Here is a 17,193-nt window from a genome sequence, read left to right as displayed (position 1 = left end):
TTTTTCACAGCTTGCTTTGCGCCACATGGATGAGCAAATTGTTCACCGAGGCGTGCATGACCTCGGAAAGCGGTTTCGGATAAACGCCCATTGCCAGGACCGCAAAAGCAAGCAAACCCAGCACCAATGCTTCGCGCAGCGAGATGTCACGTAAGGCTTCGACATGGCTGTTTGCTACCGCGCCGAAAATGACGCGCTTGTACATCCACAGGGTGTAGGCAGCTCCGAAAACCATCGTTGTCGCGGCCAACGCCGCGTACCAAAAATTAGCCCTGAGCGAACCGAGGATGACCGTAAACTCACCGACAAAGCCGCTGGTCCCCGGCAGCCCGGAGTTGGCCATGGCAAACAGCATGAACAATGCGGCGAACGCCGGCATCTTGTTTACCACTCCTCCGTAATCTGCAATGTTGCGCGTGTGCATGCGGTCATAGAGCACGCCGACGCACAAAAACAGCGCGCCTGAAACAAAACCGTGCGAGACCATTTGCAGCAGTGCGCCTTCTATGCCGTAAGAATTGAAAATAAAGATGCCCAGCGTCGCAAACCCCATGTGCGAGATCGAAGAATATGCGATAAGCTTCTTCATATCCGTCTGCACCAGCGCTACCAGGCCGATGTAAACCACCGCAATCAGCGACAGCGCAATCATAAAACCGGCGAGGTAGTGACTTGCGTCGGGCGTAATCGGCAGAGAAAACCGCAGAAAACCGTATCCGCCGACTTTAAGAAGAATGGCGGCGAGAATAACGGAACCGCCGGTCGGTGCCTCAACATGCGCATCCGGCAGCCAGGTGTGCACCGGCCACATCGGCACTTTCACCGCGAAGGAAAGGAAAAAGGCAATGAAAATCAGAATCTGCTCAGTAAACGACAACGGCAAGTTATAGTAACCGAGAATTTCAAAGCTGCCGCCGGAGGCATTGTATAAATAAATAAATGCCACCAGCATCAAGAGCGAGCCCAGCAGCGTGTACAGGAAAAACTTGACCGCTGCGTACACGCGGTCCGGGCCGCCCCATACGCCGATGATCAGGAACATGGGGATCAGCATGCCTTCGAAGAATACATAGAACAGTAACGCATCTAGGGCGGAAAACATGCCGTTTAGCAGGCCAGCCATGATGAGGAATGCAGCCATGTACTGCGCGACTCGGGTTTGAATGACGCGCCAGCCGGCGATCACCACCAGCAAGGTCATGAAGCTGTTGAGAAGGATAAATAAAAGCGAAATACCGTCTATGCCCAGGTGATAGTGCGCGTTGAAGCGCTCGATCCACGGCCGCATTTCCACAAACTGCATTCCGGCCGTGGAGGTATCAAATTTGGCATAAAGCGGCAGCGTAACGAGGAAACCCAGCAGTGCCCCAGCCAAGGCCAGCCAGCGCGCGAGTGGTGCGTTGCGATCGCCTCCGGTTGCCAGCACGATAAGCCCAAACAGGATGGGCACCCAAATCGCCAGACTCAGTACGGGAAAACCTAGCAGCATGTTTGATCCATTTTGTTATTCTGCGATCGGCGCCGATTTCAGGGCGCGGAAAACCATAACGTCAGCAGCACGAAGACGCCGATTATCATGCCGAAGGCGTAGTGGTAGATATAGCCGGACTGAAGATGACGGATTACGGCCGACGCCCAGCGCACGACGCGCGCAGATCCGTTGACGAAAAAACCGTCGATCACGGTCACATCGCCCACTTGCCACAAGCGCCCTCCCACGAGGCGCGCGCCCCCCGCGAACAGCCATTGATAGAATTCATCGAAACCGTATTTGCGCTCGAGGATGCGATAAACCAGGTTGAAGCGTTCGCTTATTTTCTGTGGCAAATCAGTGCGTACCCTGTACAGGTAAAAAGCCGTGCCGATTCCTGTGAGCGCCAGCCAAAATGGCAAAGCGGCGATGCCGTGCAAGACAAAAGCGAACGCTCCGTGAAAATCTTCCTGCAGGCGGGCCAATACGTCATATTGGGGAAGGACCACGATGGACTGACCAAAATATCCGCCAAAAAGCATCGGTTCGATGTACTCCCATCCGGTGTAAACCGAGGGAATGGCAAGCATGATTAGCGGTATGGTCACCACCAGCGGCGATTCATGCAGATTCTGGCGCGCGTGCTCGTCCATGCGCGGCTCTCCGTGGAAAGTCAGAAACAGCAGGCGGAAGGTATAGAGTGCAGTCACGAAAACGCAGCTCAGAACACAGAAATAGGCGAAGCCCGCGCCCGGCACGCGCGACAGATGCACCGCTTCGATCAGCGAGTCCTTGGAGAAAAAACCGGCAAACGGCGGAATGCCGCACAGTGCCAGTGCGCCCACCACTGCAGTCCAATAGGTAACCGGCATGTATTTCTTCAGCCCTCCCATCTTGCGCATATCCTGCTCGTGATGCAGCGCAATGATGACCGAGCCCGCGCACAGGAACAGGAGCGCTTTGAAGAAAGCGTGCGTCATTAAATGGAAAATGCTCGCGGCGTAAGCCGAAGCGCCCAGTCCCACGGCCATATAGCCCAGTTGCGAAAGCGTGGAATACGCCACCACGCGCTTGATGTCATTTTGCACGATGGCGATGAACGCCATAAACAACGTTGTAATTCCACCGATCACCAGCACCACCGATTGCGCGGTTTCAGACAGCTCGAATAACGGCGACATGCGCGCCACCATGAAAATGCCGGCGGTGACCATGGTAGCAGCGTGGATCAACGCCGAAATCGGCGTCGGGCCTTCCATCGAATCCGGCAGCCAGACATGCAACGGGAATTGCGCGGACTTCCCCATTGCGCCGGTAAACAGTAGGATGCAAATCAGCGTCATCAAGGCCCACGGTTCGTCCGGCACGATTTCAATGGTCTGGTCCACGAGTTGAGGCGCATGCTGGAACACCGCGGCATAATCAAGCGTGCCGAAATGGGCCAGTATTAACGCAATGCCGAGCAAAAACCCGAAATCCCCGACGCGATTCACCAAAAACGCTTTTAAACCGGCGAAAATCGCGCTTTCCCGGGTGTACCAGAAGCCGATGAGGAGATAGGAAACCAGCCCCACCGCCTCCCAGCCGAAAAACAGCTGCAGGAAATTATTCGCCATCACCAGCATTAGCATGGAAAACGTAAACAGCGCGGTGTAGCTGAAAAAACGCTGGTAGCCGGGATCATCCTGCATGTAGCCGATGGTGTAGATGTGCACCATGAGCGATACAAAGCTCACCACCACCATCATCGTCGCGCTGAGCTTGTCGATCAGGAAACCGATTTCAAAGCGCGTGGCTCCCGAGGTAAGCCAGGTATAAACACTGCCGTTGAAAATGTGTCCGCGGTCCACATCCTGGTAGATTATCAGCGATGCAAAAAAAGAAATGGCGACGCCAAGGATCGCCGCCGAGTGGCTCGCTGCGCGACCTATCTTGTGCCCGAACAGCCCGGCGATGATCGACCCTGCCAGAGGCGCCAGTGGTACCAGCAGGTAAAGCGCTTGCATATGCGTCATCATTAGCCCTTCAGGCTGTCCAGATCATCAACATTAATCGTTTTCAGATTGCGGAACAGGACAACCAAAATCGCCAGCCCGATCGCTGATTCCGCCGCTGCCACAGTGAGGATGAAGAACACAAAAATTTGCCCTGCGGTGTCGTTGAGGTAATGCGAAAAAGCGATGAAATTCATATTCACCGCCAGCAGCATGAGTTCGATAGCCATCAGCAAAATGATCACGTTCTTGCGGTTGAGAAAGATCCCGACCACGCTGATGGAAAAGAGAATTGCGCCGAGTATCAGGTAATGCGAAAGCGAAACCAAGTATTTCTCCCTAAATTTCGTGAAGCGCGAGGCGTGAGAAGTAAGGAGTAAAACCTCATGACGATCTTGCCCTTTACTCCTTACTCCTAACCCATTACTCGTTACGCTTCTCGACAGGCATTGAAACCAGGCGTAACCGGTCCTGGCGCCGCACCGTTACTTGCTTTCCCGGGTTTTGATACCTTGTATCCTTGCGCCGGCGCAAAGTAAGCGCTATAGCGGCTACGATCGCCACCAATAGAATGACGCCTGCGACTTCGAACGGATAGACATATTGGGTGTAAATCAGGCGTCCGAGTTCTCGGGTGTTGCTATAACCCAAGGCATGCGCCTGCGGGGAAGGCATCTCGCCGAGGCCGAAATATTTCCCCCCGAGCACCAGGCCCATTTCAACCAAGAGTAAAAATGCCAGTGGCAGGCCGATGTACAATCCCTTCCAGAAGCCTTCGCGCAGCCGGTCGAGATTGATGTCCAACATCATCACGACGAACAGGAACAACACCGTCACTGCACCGACATAGACCAGCACCAGGGTGATGGCCAGAAATTCGGCTTCGAGCAGCAGCCATAATCCGGCCGAAGTAAAAAACGCCAGTACCAAAAACAGCGCCGAATGCACCGGGTTGCGCACGGTAACAACACACAAGGCGGCAAGCAAAAGGATCGCCGACAAAAAATAGAACATGAATGTTTGAAATTGCATGTTTAAATTTTTTACTGCAGAGACACAGAGGCACGGAAAATGTAATTCATCTGCTTTTTTCCTTTGTCATATATCGTTTTTGTTTTTCTCAGCGTTTGCGCGGTAGACTGCCCTTATCTATATGCCGCGTCTGCAGCGCGGTCTTTTGCAATTTGGTCTTCATACTTGTCGCCCACCGCCAGCAGCATTTGTTTCGTGTAAAGCAAATCGCCGCGTTTTTCGCCGTGATATTCGAGAATCCGTGTCTCTACGATCGAATCCACCGGGCAGGACTCCTCGCATAGGCCGCAGAAAATGCATTTGGTCAAATCAATTTCGTAGCGCGTGGTGCGGCGCGTGCCGTCCGCCCGCTGCTCCGATTCGATGGTGATCGCCAGCGCAGGGCACACGGCCTCGCATAGTTTGCACGCAATGCAGCGCTCCTCACCGTTGGGATAACGGCGCAGCGCATGTAGACCTCTGAAGCGCGGACTCTGCGGCGTTTTCTCCTCGGGAAACTGCACCGTGATCTTGCGGGCGAACAGGTGCCGGCCGGTGAGCCACATGCCTTTCGCCAGCTCCACCAGCAGAAATGTCCGGAAGAATTCGGCGATGCGTTTCATATCTTCATCCCCATATCCAGAAACGTGTCTGCTGCAGGCTGCCTATCACGAAAATCCACACCAGAGTAACCGGGATAAACACCTTCCAGCCCAAGCGCATGATCTGGTCGAAGCGGTAGCGGGGAAACGTGGCGCGGAACCAAAGAAAGCAAAACAGGACGAAAGCCGCTTTGAACACCAGCCAGAATATTCCCGGCAGCCAGGTAAATGGCGCAAAACTAAATGGCGGTAGCCAGCCGCCGAGGAACATGGTGGCACACATGGTGGAGACCAGAATCATGTTGGCGTATTCAGCGAGAAAGAATACCGCGAACGCCATGCCTGAGTACTCGACATGGAATCCGGCGACAATTTCAGACTCGCCTTCCACCACGTCAAACGGTGCACGGTTGGTTTCAGCCACACCTGAAATCAGATACACAAGGAACAGCGGAAATAATGGGATGAAAAACCAGTTTAGAAAACCCCCAGCCCCCTGCTGGGCCTTCACGATTTCGACCAAGTTGAGGCTGTGCGAAGCCATCAGCACACCCACCAGTGCAAATCCCATAGCGATTTCGTATGAGACGATTTGCGCCGCAGAGCGCATCGCGCCAATGAAAGCATATTTGGAATTGGATGCCCAGCCGGCAATGATCACACCGTACACGCCCATGGACGTTATAGCCATGATGTAGAGTAGCCCTGCATCCACATTGGCGAGCACGAGCTGGGGCTGAAACGGCACCACGGCCCACGCCGCCATTGCCGGCATGATGGACATCACCGGTGCCAATACGAACAGAAAGCGGTTGGCGCCGCTGGGTATGATTATTTCCTTGACCAGAAGCTTGAGCGCATCGGCAATCGGTTGCAACCAGCCCTTGGGTCCGACGCGGTTGGGACCGATGCGCACCTGCATATAGCCGATCACCTTGCGCTCGGCGAACGTAAGGTAGGCGACCGACAACAGAAGCGGCACGACGATCGCGACGATAAGTCCCAATGTCTTGGAGAAAGTGATGACATACGGCCACCACACCGGCCCGAATAGTTCTTGCAGCGAGTTCATGCTGCACGCTCCACGGTGATTGCGCCGAACATGGCGCCCAGATTCGCGGTCAGCGGATGCCCGCTGGCTACTCGCACGCAGTCGTTTGGCAGCGAGTCATCGCGGTGCGCTACAAGTATTGTCGAGCCCAGTCCCTGGGCCAATTTTACTTTGTCGCCCTCGCGCAGCTTGAGGCGCTCGAACAGCGCCCCGGGCAGGACTGCTACTGGCGTCCTGCCATCACTGGTCTTCTGCAATGACGCGGCGCGGCGCACAATGGCGTCAGACGAGTAGATCGGCACATCTCCAATGCGCTGCAAACCGTTCATGGTGGGTGTTTCGAAGCCGGCGACATTTGGCTTGCGCAAGTTATTGTCAAGCCTGTTGGACAAATCCGCATCCACATTGCCAAGGACTTCCTGGCGCACCTGTTCTATGTTTTCCTGCTCGAATCCATCCAACGCCAGCAGGTTGCCGAGCACGCGCAATACTTTCCACGCGGGCCGGGTCTCGGCAAGCGGCTTCACCGTGCCGTTGAAGCTTTGCACCCTGCCCTCGGTACTGATAAAAGTGCCCGCAGTTTCGGTAAACGGCGCGATCGGCAACAGCACGTGCGCATATTCCGTGGCTTTGTGGCGGTAAGCGCTCATGGCGACCACCAGTTCCGCCTCGTGCATCGCCGCAACCGCTTCACTCGGATCGTGGCAATCAAGCTCAACCTCCGTATTGAGGAGCAAATAGGCCTTAAGCGGGCTTTCCAGCATCGCCTTGGCATGCTTGCCCGCGGGCGTGCCGAACGGAACGGCGGCGGCGATATAACCGCCGACGCTATTTGCCGCTTCGACTAGGAAGCCGAAGCGCCCGCCGACAACAGAAGCAAGCTCCTGCGCCAGCCCGTGCAGGGTGGCTGCCTGTGGGTGATTTTGAGCAAGGTTGCCGAGCAAAACCGCAATATTTTTCCCCGAGACCAGGCTGTCCGCGATCTGCAGCGCTCGTTGCGATGGGTTGAGTGCCGCGAGCTGATCACTGAATCCACTAGCCCGCTTCTTGTTTTCCGTCGCTGCTCTTAGAACTTCCGCGAGTGTCTTGGTAAATTCCCTTGGCGCAACGATCGCCTTGTTCTGAATCTTAATAAACAGGTTATCGTCCGCAGCATTGATAAGATTGACCTGCGTGCCGCGCTTCGCAGCCTGGCGCAATCGGTGCGCAAGCAACGGATGATCCTTGCGCAGCGTGCTGCCTACGACAAGAACGCGGTCAAGCTGGCCGATTTCCGCAATCTTCATTCCCAGCCACGGCGCTCCCTGCAGCATCGCATCTGCGCTGAAATCGCATTGGCGCAACCTGAAATCGACGTTGCCGCTTCCCATCCCGCGCATGAGTTTCTGCAGCAGATACAATTCTTCTACCGTACTGTGCGGTGTAGCGAGCGCACCAATCGCTTGCGCGCCATGTGAATTTTTTATTTGTTTTATCTTATTCGCGATATATTCCAGAGCAGTTTGCCATTCCACTTCCTGCCACTGGCCGTTTAGCTTGAGCATGGGCCGCGGCAGACGCTGATCGGAATTCAGTCCCTCATAGGAGAAACGATCTTTGTCCGAAAGCCAGCATTCGTTAATCTCCTCGTTTTCATATGGCAGCACGCGCATCACCCGGTCGTTCTTGACGTGCACGATCAGGTTGGAGCCCGTGCTGTCATGTGGGCTGATCGATTTCCGTCGGGACAGTTCCCAGGTGCGGGCAGAGTAACGGAAAGGCTTGGAGGTCAGCGCGCCGACAGGACAAATGTCTATCATGTTGCCTGAGAGCTCGGAGTCAACCGTTCTTTCGACAAACGGCATGATTTCCGCGTGCTCGCCACGGCCCGCCATTCCGAGCTCCATGATTCCCGCAATTTCCTGCCCAAAGCGCACGCAGCGCGTACAGTAGATACAGCGCGTCATGTCGGTCGCGATCAGCGGTCCGAGATTCTTGTCGGGTACCACGCGTTTTTCTTCCTCGTAGCGCGAGGCACTGCCGCCGTAGCCCACGGCGAGGTCCTGCAAGGGGCATTCGCCTCCCTGATCGCAAATCGGGCAGTCGAGCGGGTGATTGATCAACAAGAATTCCATCACGCTCTTCTGCGCCTGTACCGCAAAATCCGAGTGTGTCCACACTTTCATGTCGCGTCCTGCCGGGGTCGCACAGGCCGGCAACGGCTTGGGTGCCTTTTCCACCTGCACCAGACACATGCGGCAGTTGGCGGCAATCGACAACTTCTTGTGGTAACAGAAATGCGGGATGTAAATGCCCAGCTGGTTGGCGGCATCCATGATGGTGCTGCCTTCCTTTACGCCTATATGCTTGCCATCTATCTCTAGCTCTATCATGACCGTGCTATGCGTACGCCGGCACCAGGCATTCTTTGTGTTCGATATGGTATTCGAACTCGTCGCGGAAATGGGTGATGAAGCTTTTCACCGGCAACGCGGCGGCGTCACCCAAAGCGCAAATGGTGCGCCCTCCGATGTTGTCTGCCACGCTCAGCAGCAGATCCAAATCCTCCTGCTTTCCCTGTCCATGCTCGATGCGGTTGAGCACGCGGTATAGCCAGCCGGTGCCTTCGCGGCAGGGCGTGCATTGGCCGCAGGATTCCTCGAAATAAAAATAGGCGAGCCGGAGCAATGCTCTCGCCATGCACACCGTCTCGTCCATGATGATCACCCCGGCTGAACCCAGCATCGAACCGGCTTTGACAAGCGAATCGTAATCCATGTCGGTCTCGAGCATGATGTGCGCCGGCAGGACCGGCATCGAGGCGCCTCCAGGAATACAGGCTTTAAGCTTCCTTCCGCCCCGCATGCCGCCTGCGAGTTCCAGAAGCTTCGCAAACGGGGTGCCCAGCGGCGCTTCGTAGTTGCCAGGCTGGTTGACGTGCCCGCACATGGAGAAAATTTTCGTGCCGCCGTTGTTTGGCCTGCCGAGGCTTAGGTACTTGTCTCCCCCATTGAGTATGATCCAAGGAACACAGGCCAGTGTTTCGGTGTTGTTGACCGTGGTCGGCCTCCCGTATAGACCGTAGCTAGCTGGGAACGGCGGTTTGAAGCGGGGCATGGCCTTCTTGCCTTCCAGCGAATCGAGAAGCCCGGTTTCTTCTCCGGCGATATAGGCCCCGTAGCCGTGATGGTTGAATAGATGGAAGCTGAACTCCGAGCCGAGGATATTGCCGCCGATGAAACCTGCGGAGCGCGCCTCTTCCAGCGCTTCCTCCATGCGCTCATAGCAATCCCAGACTTCGCCGTGCACATAGTTATAGCCGGTCTTTGCTCCCATGGCGTACCCCGCGATTGCCATTCCCTCGATCAAAATATGCGGGTTGTAGCGCATGATGTCTCGGTCCTTGAAGGTGCCGGGCTCGCCCTCGTCGGAATTGCACACCAGATACTTTTCGCCGCTGAAGCTTTTCGGCATGAAGCTCCATTTCAAGCCTGTTGGAAACCCTGCGCCGCCACGGCCGCGCAGCGCCGATTTTTTTACTTCGTTGATGATCTGTTCGGGGGCGATATTCTCGGCCAGCACTTTTTTGAGCGCAGCGTAGCCACCGCGCCGCAGGTAATCTCCGATGCGCCAGTTGTTGCCGTCCAGGCCAGCAAGAAGAATCGGGTTGATATGGCGATTATGCAGACAGGTCATGATGGATTGGCCAAGCGAATAAAATCGGATTGCGTTATCGCCGCGCCCTTGTGTGAAAGCGCCGAACGGCGGCTGGCGGCTCCTCGCGCTGCATCCCAAATCGCCACGAGCGCGAATCGCGCTGTCATTTGCTTATTCATCCCTTAATTCCGCCAGCAGTTGATCGAGCTTCTCTTGCGTCATGAAGCTGCACATGCGCTTGTTATTGACCAGCAACACCGGGGCATCACCGCAAGCGCCAAAGCACTCACCTTGTTTCAACGTAAACTGCCCGTCGCCCGTGGTTTCATTGAACCCGATGGCGAGCTTTTTCTTCAGATAATCCGCCGCGCCATCAGCACCGGACAGCGCACACGGCAGATTGGTGCAAAGCGAAATCTTGTACTTGCCCACCGGCTGCACGTCATACATGGTATAAAACGTCGCTACTTCGTACACTGCAATTGGCGGTATGCCAAGGTATTGCGCGACGAAATCCATGGTCTCAGTGGAGAGCCAGCCTTTTTCATCCTGGGCAACCGTCAGCGCCGCCATCACCGCCGATCGCTTCTGTTCGGGCGGATATTTGGTGATGGCCTTGTCTATTTTCGCCAGCGCCTCGGGCGACAGAATCATCGGAGCATTCACGACCGCGCTCCGCAGGACATCCAAAGTGCAGCGCGAATGCGACGCGAGCGGGCGAGAACAGCGCAGTTTGCAAAGTGGCAAATGAGCATATTTAAGACCGCGAGCAACAAAGTCATTTCAAGCAACAAGCCTTTCACCGATCGATTTCCCCGAACACGATATCCTGCGTGCCAATTATCGCTACCACATCGGCAATCATGTGACCGCGCGACATTTCGTCCATCGCAGCGAGATGCGGAAAGCTCGGCGCGCGGAGTTTCAGCCGGTATGGCTTGTTGGCGCCGTCGGAAACAAGGTAAATGCCGAACTCGCCCTTGGGCGCTTCGATCGCAGCATAGACTTCGCCTTCGGGCACATGAAAACCTTCGCTGAATAGCTTGAAGTGATGTATCAGCTCTTCCATGTTCTCTTTCATTTCCACGCGCGATGGCGGAGCCACTTTGTGATTGTCGGTGATCACCGGCCCGGGATTTTTTCTCAGCCACTCGATGCACTGCTTGACGATGCGGTTGGATTGACGCATTTCCTCGATGCGCACGAGGTACCGGTCGTAGCAGTCGCCGTTGACGCCTACCGGGATCTGGAATTCCATCTTATCGTAGACCTCATACGGCTGCTTCCTGCGCAGGTCCCATTCCACTCCCGAGCCTCGCAGCATCGGGCCGGTGAATCCCAATGCCTTGGCGCGCTCGGCGGAAATCACGCCGATACCCACTGTGCGCTGCTTCCATATACGATTGTCGGTAAGCAGTGTTTCATAGTCGTCCACATAACCGGGAAATCGCCGGGTAAAATCCTCGATGAAATCAAGCAGTGAACCCTGACGGTTCTCGTTTAGCTTGGCGACATCTGCGTCACTGTGAATTTTCGATGCGTGGTACTGCGGCATTACGCCGGGAAGGTCGCGGTAAACTCCACCCGGACGATAATAAGCGGCGTGCATGCGAGCGCCTGAAACCGCCTCATAGCAGTCCATAAGGTCCTCGCGCTCGCGAAAAGCGTACAGGAAAACGGTCATCGCACCCACGTCCAGCGCGTGCGCGCCGAGCCATAAAAGATGATTGAGGATGCGCGTGATTTCGTCGAACATAACGCGTATGTATTGCGCACGCACCGGAACTTGCAGTTCCAGCAATTTTTCGATCGCGAGCACGTATGCATGCTCATTGCACATCATCGAAACGTAATCAAGGCGGTCCATGTACGGCACCGACTGTAAATAGGTTTTATTTTCAGCGAGTTTCTCGGTAGCACGGTGCAAAAGGCCGATATGCGGATCTGCGCGCTGTATCACCTCACCGTCAAGCTCGAGTACCAGGCGCAATACTCCGTGCGCAGCCGGGTGCTGCGGCCCAAAGTTCATTGTGTAATTCATTATCTCAGCCATGAACGCTCACAAGCGGTAATCGCAAAGCACGTCTAGAAAGCGGTCGGAAATTCTTGCCCAGCCATTCATTGCTTGGCACCCAAATGCCCGTATTGCTCCTCGCGCACGATGCGCGGCACCTCGTTGCGCGGTTCAATCGACACCGGCTGGTAGATCACCCGCTGCTGCACCGGGTCATAACGCATCTCGACATTTCCGGATAGCGGAAAGTCTTTGCGGAATGGATGGCCCACAAAACCGTAATCGGTAAGGATGCGCCGCAGATCCGGATGCCCTGTGAAAACGAACCCGAATAAATCGAATGCTTCGCGCTCGAACCAGTTGACTGAAGGCCAAAGTGATATCAGTGAGTCGAACACTAGAAAATCATCGTTTTCGGCAAACGCTTTGAGACGCACCCGCCAGTTGTGAGTCAGCGAGAGCAGGTGGCAAACCACTGCAAAGCGTGGCCCGTTCCACGCGCCGTCACCGTAATCCCGATAATCGACCCCGCACAGGTCAATTAATTCCTCAAAGCACAGATTCGGGTCATCACGCAGAGTCTGCGCGACCGGCAACCAATCTGCGGTTTTCACGGTAACAGTTATTTCACCGACCGCTTCGGAAAGATTGACGACGCGTGCGCCGAGCGCGTTTTTCAGTTGCGCAGTTAGGGTCTCAAGGCGTGGATGCATTTTCGGCTAAACCTTAGCGCGCGATGGTATTGGTGCGCTTAATTTTGTTTTGCAATTGGATGATGCCGAAAAGCAAGGCCTCCGCTGTAGGCGGGCAGCCCGGCACATAGATATCGACCGGTACGATGCGATCGCAGCCACGCACCACTGAATAGGAATAATGATAATACCCGCCGCCGTTGGCGCACGACCCCATCGATATCACCCAGCGCGGCTCTGCCATCTGGTCATACACTTTGCGCAGAGCCGGCGCCATTTTGTTGCACAGCGTGCCGGCGACGATCATAACGTCCGACTGGCGCGGACTGGGACGAAACACGACACCGAAGCGGTCCAGATCATAGCGCGAAGCACCGGCGTGCATCATCTCAACCGCGCAGCAGGCGAGCCCGAAGGTCATCGGCCACAGTGAGCCGGTGCGCGTCCAGTTAATCAGTTTGTCCGCGGTGGTAGTAACAAAACCTCGTTCCAGCACCCCTTCTATTCCCATTCGAGAGCCCCCTTCATCCACTCATAAACGAATCCCACCACCAGCACCGCGAGGAATACCAGCATCGCCACAAAGCCGGGCATGCCGATTTCCTTGAGAGCTACCGCCCAGGGAAACAGAAAAGCGATTTCCAAGTCAAACAGAATGAATAGAATGGCAATAAGGTAGTAACGCACGTCGAATTTCATCCGCGCGTCTTCAAATGCTTCAAATCCGCACTCGTAGGGCGAAAGTTTCTCGCTGTCGGGACGATAGGTGCCGAGAAGCCAGGGTTGTGAAATCACCCAACTGATCACGACCGGGACAACGCCGATGGCGATACCGACAATGATGAATAGCAAAATCGGAAAATAATTTTGTAGCATAGATAGCTGAGCCTGTCCTTGCGCCAATATCAGCGCGTCACTTCCTTCCAATAGTTTAGACCCAGCGTCGCTTACGAGTTCAGCGCGCTGCCAATTCTAAATGCATGGTGCCGATGATGAGACTCGAACTCATACGGCTCTCGCCACCGCCCCCTCAAGACGGCGTGTCTACCAATTCCACCACATCGGCGCTAATTCCGCGGGCCGTAAGCAGTGAGGGGTAAGGCGGAAATTCTCTAACATGGTCTTGAATTTTACTCCTTGCCCATCACTACTCACGGTTATTTGGGTATTTCCTTAGCTTTGGAATTACCTTCGACAGGCAGCGCTGCAGGTGCCGGGGCCGCAGGTGTTTTTTCCGCAGGCGCGGGAATCTCCTTGCTCGTCCCCATCACGCCGAGATTTTCAGCCTTGTGGCTGGAAAAGTAAGTCAATCCGAGGCTGGTGAGAAAAAAAACTGCCGCCAGCACGGCAGTGGTGCGGCTCAAGAAATTGGCGGACCCGCTTGCGCCGAAAAGACTGCCTGAAGCACCGCTGCCAAAAGCCGCCCCGGCGTCCGCTCCCTTGCCATGCTGCAGCAGCACCAAACCGATGATGCTGAGCGCAGTCAGCACATGCACAATCCAAATCAAGGTTTCCAAAAAAAATTCTCCAAGTTAACAACTGGCGGCAGCACAGATAGCCAAAAATTCATCCGCCTTAAGCGACGCGCCGCCAATCAGACCGCCGTCAATATCCCGCATAGCAAACAGCGCCGCGGCATTTCCAGCCTTCACGCTTCCGCCGTATAAGATCAGCAATTGCGCCGCGATTTCAGGATCCCGTGCGGCTATTCCCTGCCGGATGAATGTATGTACTGCCTGCGCCTGCTCGGGGCTTGCATTTTTCCCAGTACCAATCGCCCACACCGGTTCGTACGCCAAAACCGAATTGGTCATGGCTTCGATTCCGAGTGCAAGAACGGGTTCGAGCTGATCCGAAATGATTTTTTCAGTGGCCCCCGCTTCGCGCTCAGCTAAAGTTTCCCCAACACATAGGATCGGTATCAATCCCGCGGCCTGCGCCGCCTTGAATTTCCGCGCCACTAAGGCGCTGTCTTCACATTGCAATGTGCGGCGCTCCGAATGCCCGACGATGACATATCGGCAGCCGAAGTCCTTGAGCATCGGCCCCGACACTTCCCCGGTGTAAGCACCGTGATCAAACGGGCTCAAATTCTGCGCGCCCCAAGCGAGCTCGCTATCGTGCAGGATCATTCGTGCTTGAAACAGATAAGGATACGGCACGCACACCGCACATGAGACATTGCGCAACGATTTCCGACCGGTTACGAGGGCATCAAGTAACACCTTGTTTTGCACAAGGCTGCCGTGCATTTTCCAATTGCCGGCGACCAGCTTTTGGCGCATCCATGTCCTTGGCGATGAACCGTTTAAATTTTACTTTGAATAACCCCCATGGTCAATTTCGGCTGGCACCGGCTATACCGACAAAACGACCGGATTCAAAAAAAGATTTACGGAGCCGCGGCACGATTTTGCAGATGTCAGAGAAATGCAAATTTTCCGTTTGGAAAAAGGATTTACTCGGCGGCTGCGTCGCGCACCGCCTGCGCAATGGCGTCGGCCCACTGCCTGACTTTGGCCTGTGGACTGCCTTCCACCATCACGCGCACGACCGGTTCCGTGCCCGAAGCGCGCAACAACACGCGGCCTTGGTCGCCCAGATCCGCTTCCGCCTCGCTGAGCGCAGTCTGCACCGGCAGCTGGTTTTTAAAATCAAAACCTTTGGCGACTTTGACATTCACCAGCACCTGCGGATAAAGCGCAAGCTCGTGAGTCAAATGCGCCAAATCCGCCTGCAACGCGCGCATCGCATGCAACACCTGGAGCGCGGAAACGATGCCGTCTCCAGTGGTATGCTTGTCCAGACAGATGATGTGCCCTGAATTCTCTCCACCCAACTGCCAGCCGCGGTTTTGCATAAGCTCCAGTACATAGCGGTCGCCCACCGGAGCACGTGCAAAAGGCACTTTGATTTTTTCCAAAGCACGCTCCATGCCGAGATTAGTCATCAGTGTTCCCACGACGCCGCCCTTGAGTCTGCCCAGCTGCTTGCGGTGTTTGGCAATGATATAAAGCAGCTGGTCCCCGTCGTAGGCTTTGCCGGTGGCGTCCACCATCAGCAGCCGGTCGCCGTCGCCGTCCAGCGCGATTCCCAGATCGGCTTGCTGCTGTTTCACCGCTTCCTGCAATGTCTTGGGATACGTCGCGCCGCATTCCTGATTAATGTTCAAGCCATCGGGCTGATTGGCTATTGCCACAACATCCGCGCCCAGCTCGTGAAATACGTGCGCCGCGATGTGGTATGTTGCACCTTGCGCCGTATCGACCACAATTCGCAAGCCGCGCAGATCCAGCTCGCTAGGAAACGTGCTCTTGCAAAACTCAATATAGCGCCCGGCTGCGTCGTTGATCCTTCGCGCCCGCCCTAACGCCGCGGAAGGCATGGTTCTGATGGGATCGTCGAGCGCCACTTCGATGGCGTGTTCCACCTCGTCCGGGAGTTTATTGCCGCTCGCCGAGAAGAACTTTATACCGTTGTCTTCGTAGGGATTGTGCGAAGCGGAGATTACGATACCGGCCTGCAACCTCAGCGCCCGCGTCAGATAAGCCACCGCAGGAGTCGGTATGGGTCCGGAAAGGTAGATGTCGACACCGGCGGCGGACAACCCCGCCTGCAATGCCGACTCCAGCATGTAGCCGGAAATGCGGGTATCTTTGCCAATAAGAACGGCCGGGGGCTCGCCTTGCGCTAGATGCCATTCTGCAGAAGCCAGCACTTTGCCCGCGGCATAACCGAGATGCATCACCAATTCCGGCGTTATCGGCGGCTCGCCTACTTTACCTCGCACGCCGTCGGTACCGAAATATTTTCGAGGCATAGACTGTTAAATTTTATTCAGCGTTCACCGCATTATAGACCGCCAGCGCATCCCGCGTAGCGGCCACGTCATGCACCCTCACAATTTTCGCCCCTTTCATCACCGCGATCAGCGCAATAGCCATGCTCGAATATATCCGCTCGCCAGTCTGCTTGCCTGCGATTTTGCCCAAAATCGATTTGCGCGAAAGGCCAACCAGCAGCGCCGCGCCGAGTTCGGTGAACTGATCCAATTTGCGCAGTAGAGCCAGATTATGCTCCATGGTTTTGCCAAAACCAAACCCGGGGTCAACAACGATGCGCTCGCGCGCTATTCCCGCGGCAAGCGCAGCTTCGACGCGAGAACCCAGAAAAGATTTGATTTCCGAAACCACGTTTTGGTACTGGGGGTTTACCTGCATCGTCAAAGGCTCGCCCCGTTTGTGCATCATGCATATTGCCGCGTCGCTGTTCGCGACCACCTGCAATGCGCCTGTTGCAAGCAGCGCATTAACATCGTTTATCATGCTTGCTCCGGCGCACAACGCCTCGCGCATCACTTCGGGTTTCTGGGTATCCACCGACAGTGGCACGTCGGCGTGCTTTAATCCTTCTATTACGGGCAACACGCGTTTAAGCTCCTCATCCAGCGGCACCGGCAGTGAGCCGGGTCGGGTGGATTCACCACCCACATCGACGAGGTCCGCGCCTTCGTCGATCAAGCGCAAACCATGCGCGATTGCAGCGCCCGCGGTAGCATGTAAGCCACCATCGGAGAAAGAATCGGGGGTGACATTGACAATCCCCATAATCAGGGGGTGCGACAGATCGAGCTTGAATTTACCGCAAAGGAGATGCACGCGGGAATGCGGAGTAAAGCTTTTAAAGGCTGTTACGCCTTGCTCCAACTCCTCACTTCTATTG

17 protein-coding genes and 1 tRNA gene are annotated in these 17,193 nt (G+C 55.5%); all 18 read right to left on the bottom strand.

The genetic code is table 11. From position 1 onward, the window contains the following. Positions 1-4: 4 nt before the first annotated feature. The 18 genes from VLV32_12075 to folP all read right to left on the bottom strand — a co-directional run bounded on the left by VLV32_12075 (position 5) and on the right by folP (position 17,078). Positions 5-1,489 (bottom strand): NADH-quinone oxidoreductase subunit M, encoded by a 1,485-nt coding sequence (locus VLV32_12075; protein HUL42621.1) that lies wholly within the window; start codon positions 1,487-1,489, stop codon positions 5-7. 38 nt (positions 1,490-1,527) lie between these two features. Beyond that, a complete protein-coding gene (gene nuoL / locus VLV32_12070; protein HUL42620.1) occupies positions 1,528-3,486 on the bottom strand; it encodes an NADH-quinone oxidoreductase subunit L in 1,959 nt (652 codons plus the stop codon). A gap of 2 nt (positions 3,487-3,488) precedes the next feature. Further along, the gene (gene nuoK / locus VLV32_12065) at positions 3,489-3,794 is read right to left on the bottom strand and encodes an NADH-quinone oxidoreductase subunit NuoK (GenBank protein ID HUL42619.1); all 306 of its coding nucleotides are present in this window, start codon (positions 3,792-3,794) and stop codon (positions 3,489-3,491) included. 94 nt (positions 3,795-3,888) lie between these two features. Beyond that, positions 3,889-4,497 (bottom strand): NADH-quinone oxidoreductase subunit J, encoded by a 609-nt coding sequence (locus VLV32_12060; protein HUL42618.1) that lies wholly within the window; start codon positions 4,495-4,497, stop codon positions 3,889-3,891. A gap of 113 nt (positions 4,498-4,610) precedes the next feature. After that, positions 4,611-5,099 (bottom strand): NADH-quinone oxidoreductase subunit NuoI, encoded by a 489-nt coding sequence (nuoI, locus tag VLV32_12055; GenBank protein ID HUL42617.1) that lies wholly within the window; start codon positions 5,097-5,099, stop codon positions 4,611-4,613. A gap of 4 nt (positions 5,100-5,103) precedes the next feature. Then, positions 5,104-6,150, bottom strand: coding sequence for an NADH-quinone oxidoreductase subunit NuoH (gene nuoH / locus VLV32_12050; protein ID HUL42616.1), 1,047 nt, complete (start codon positions 6,148-6,150; stop codon positions 5,104-5,106). After that, positions 6,147-8,501: an NADH-quinone oxidoreductase subunit NuoG gene (gene nuoG / locus VLV32_12045; protein HUL42615.1), complete on the bottom strand. Its 2,355-nt coding sequence runs from the start codon at positions 8,499-8,501 to the stop codon at positions 6,147-6,149. Before nuoG ends, nuoH begins: the two co-directional genes overlap by 4 nt. 7 nt (positions 8,502-8,508) lie before the next feature. Continuing rightward, complete coding sequence (gene nuoF / locus VLV32_12040) at positions 8,509-9,804, bottom strand: NADH-quinone oxidoreductase subunit NuoF (GenBank protein HUL42614.1); 1,296 nt, start codon at positions 9,802-9,804, stop codon at positions 8,509-8,511. A 132-nt stretch (positions 9,805-9,936) separates the two neighbouring features. Then, positions 9,937-10,416, bottom strand: a complete 480-nt coding sequence (gene nuoE, locus VLV32_12035; protein ID HUL42613.1) for an NADH-quinone oxidoreductase subunit NuoE — start codon at positions 10,414-10,416, stop codon at positions 9,937-9,939. Positions 10,417-10,564: 148 nt separating this feature from the next. Then, positions 10,565-11,818 carry an NADH-quinone oxidoreductase subunit D gene (locus VLV32_12030; GenBank protein HUL42612.1) on the bottom strand — a complete coding sequence of 418 codons (1,254 nt, stop codon included), beginning with the start codon at positions 11,816-11,818 and terminating at the stop codon, positions 10,565-10,567. Between the two features lie 65 nt (positions 11,819-11,883). Beyond that, positions 11,884-12,492 carry an NADH-quinone oxidoreductase subunit C gene (locus tag VLV32_12025; GenBank protein ID HUL42611.1) on the bottom strand — a complete coding sequence of 203 codons (609 nt, stop codon included), beginning with the start codon at positions 12,490-12,492 and terminating at the stop codon, positions 11,884-11,886. Between the two features lie 13 nt (positions 12,493-12,505). After that, entirely contained in the window at positions 12,506-12,982 is a 477-nt protein-coding gene (locus tag VLV32_12020; GenBank protein ID HUL42610.1) for an NADH-quinone oxidoreductase subunit B family protein, read from the bottom strand. Next, positions 12,973-13,347 carry an NADH-quinone oxidoreductase subunit A gene (locus VLV32_12015; protein ID HUL42609.1) on the bottom strand — a complete coding sequence of 125 codons (375 nt, stop codon included), beginning with the start codon at positions 13,345-13,347 and terminating at the stop codon, positions 12,973-12,975. The genes VLV32_12020 and VLV32_12015 overlap by 10 nt, the downstream gene beginning before the upstream one ends. 105 nt (positions 13,348-13,452) lie before the next feature. Continuing rightward, a tRNA-Leu gene (locus VLV32_12010) sits at positions 13,453-13,537 on the bottom strand. 91 nt (positions 13,538-13,628) lie between these two features. Beyond that, complete coding sequence (gene secG, locus VLV32_12005) at positions 13,629-13,988, bottom strand: preprotein translocase subunit SecG (GenBank protein HUL42608.1); 360 nt, start codon at positions 13,986-13,988, stop codon at positions 13,629-13,631. A 15-nt stretch (positions 13,989-14,003) separates the two neighbouring features. Next, positions 14,004-14,756 (bottom strand): triose-phosphate isomerase, encoded by a 753-nt coding sequence (tpiA, locus tag VLV32_12000; GenBank protein HUL42607.1) that lies wholly within the window; start codon positions 14,754-14,756, stop codon positions 14,004-14,006. A 173-nt stretch (positions 14,757-14,929) separates the two neighbouring features. Beyond that, positions 14,930-16,291, bottom strand: a complete 1,362-nt coding sequence (glmM, locus tag VLV32_11995; GenBank protein ID HUL42606.1) for a phosphoglucosamine mutase — start codon at positions 16,289-16,291, stop codon at positions 14,930-14,932. 13 nt (positions 16,292-16,304) lie between these two features. Further along, a complete protein-coding gene (gene folP / locus VLV32_11990) occupies positions 16,305-17,078 on the bottom strand; it encodes a dihydropteroate synthase (protein ID HUL42605.1) in 774 nt (257 codons plus the stop codon). Positions 17,079-17,193: the final 115 nt, after the last annotated feature.

It is taken from the genome of Burkholderiales bacterium (genome assembly GCA_035518095.1).
GTDB lineage: Bacteria > Pseudomonadota > Gammaproteobacteria > Burkholderiales > JAHFRG01 > JAHFRG01.
This window is presented reverse-complemented; position numbering and strand designations above follow the sequence as displayed.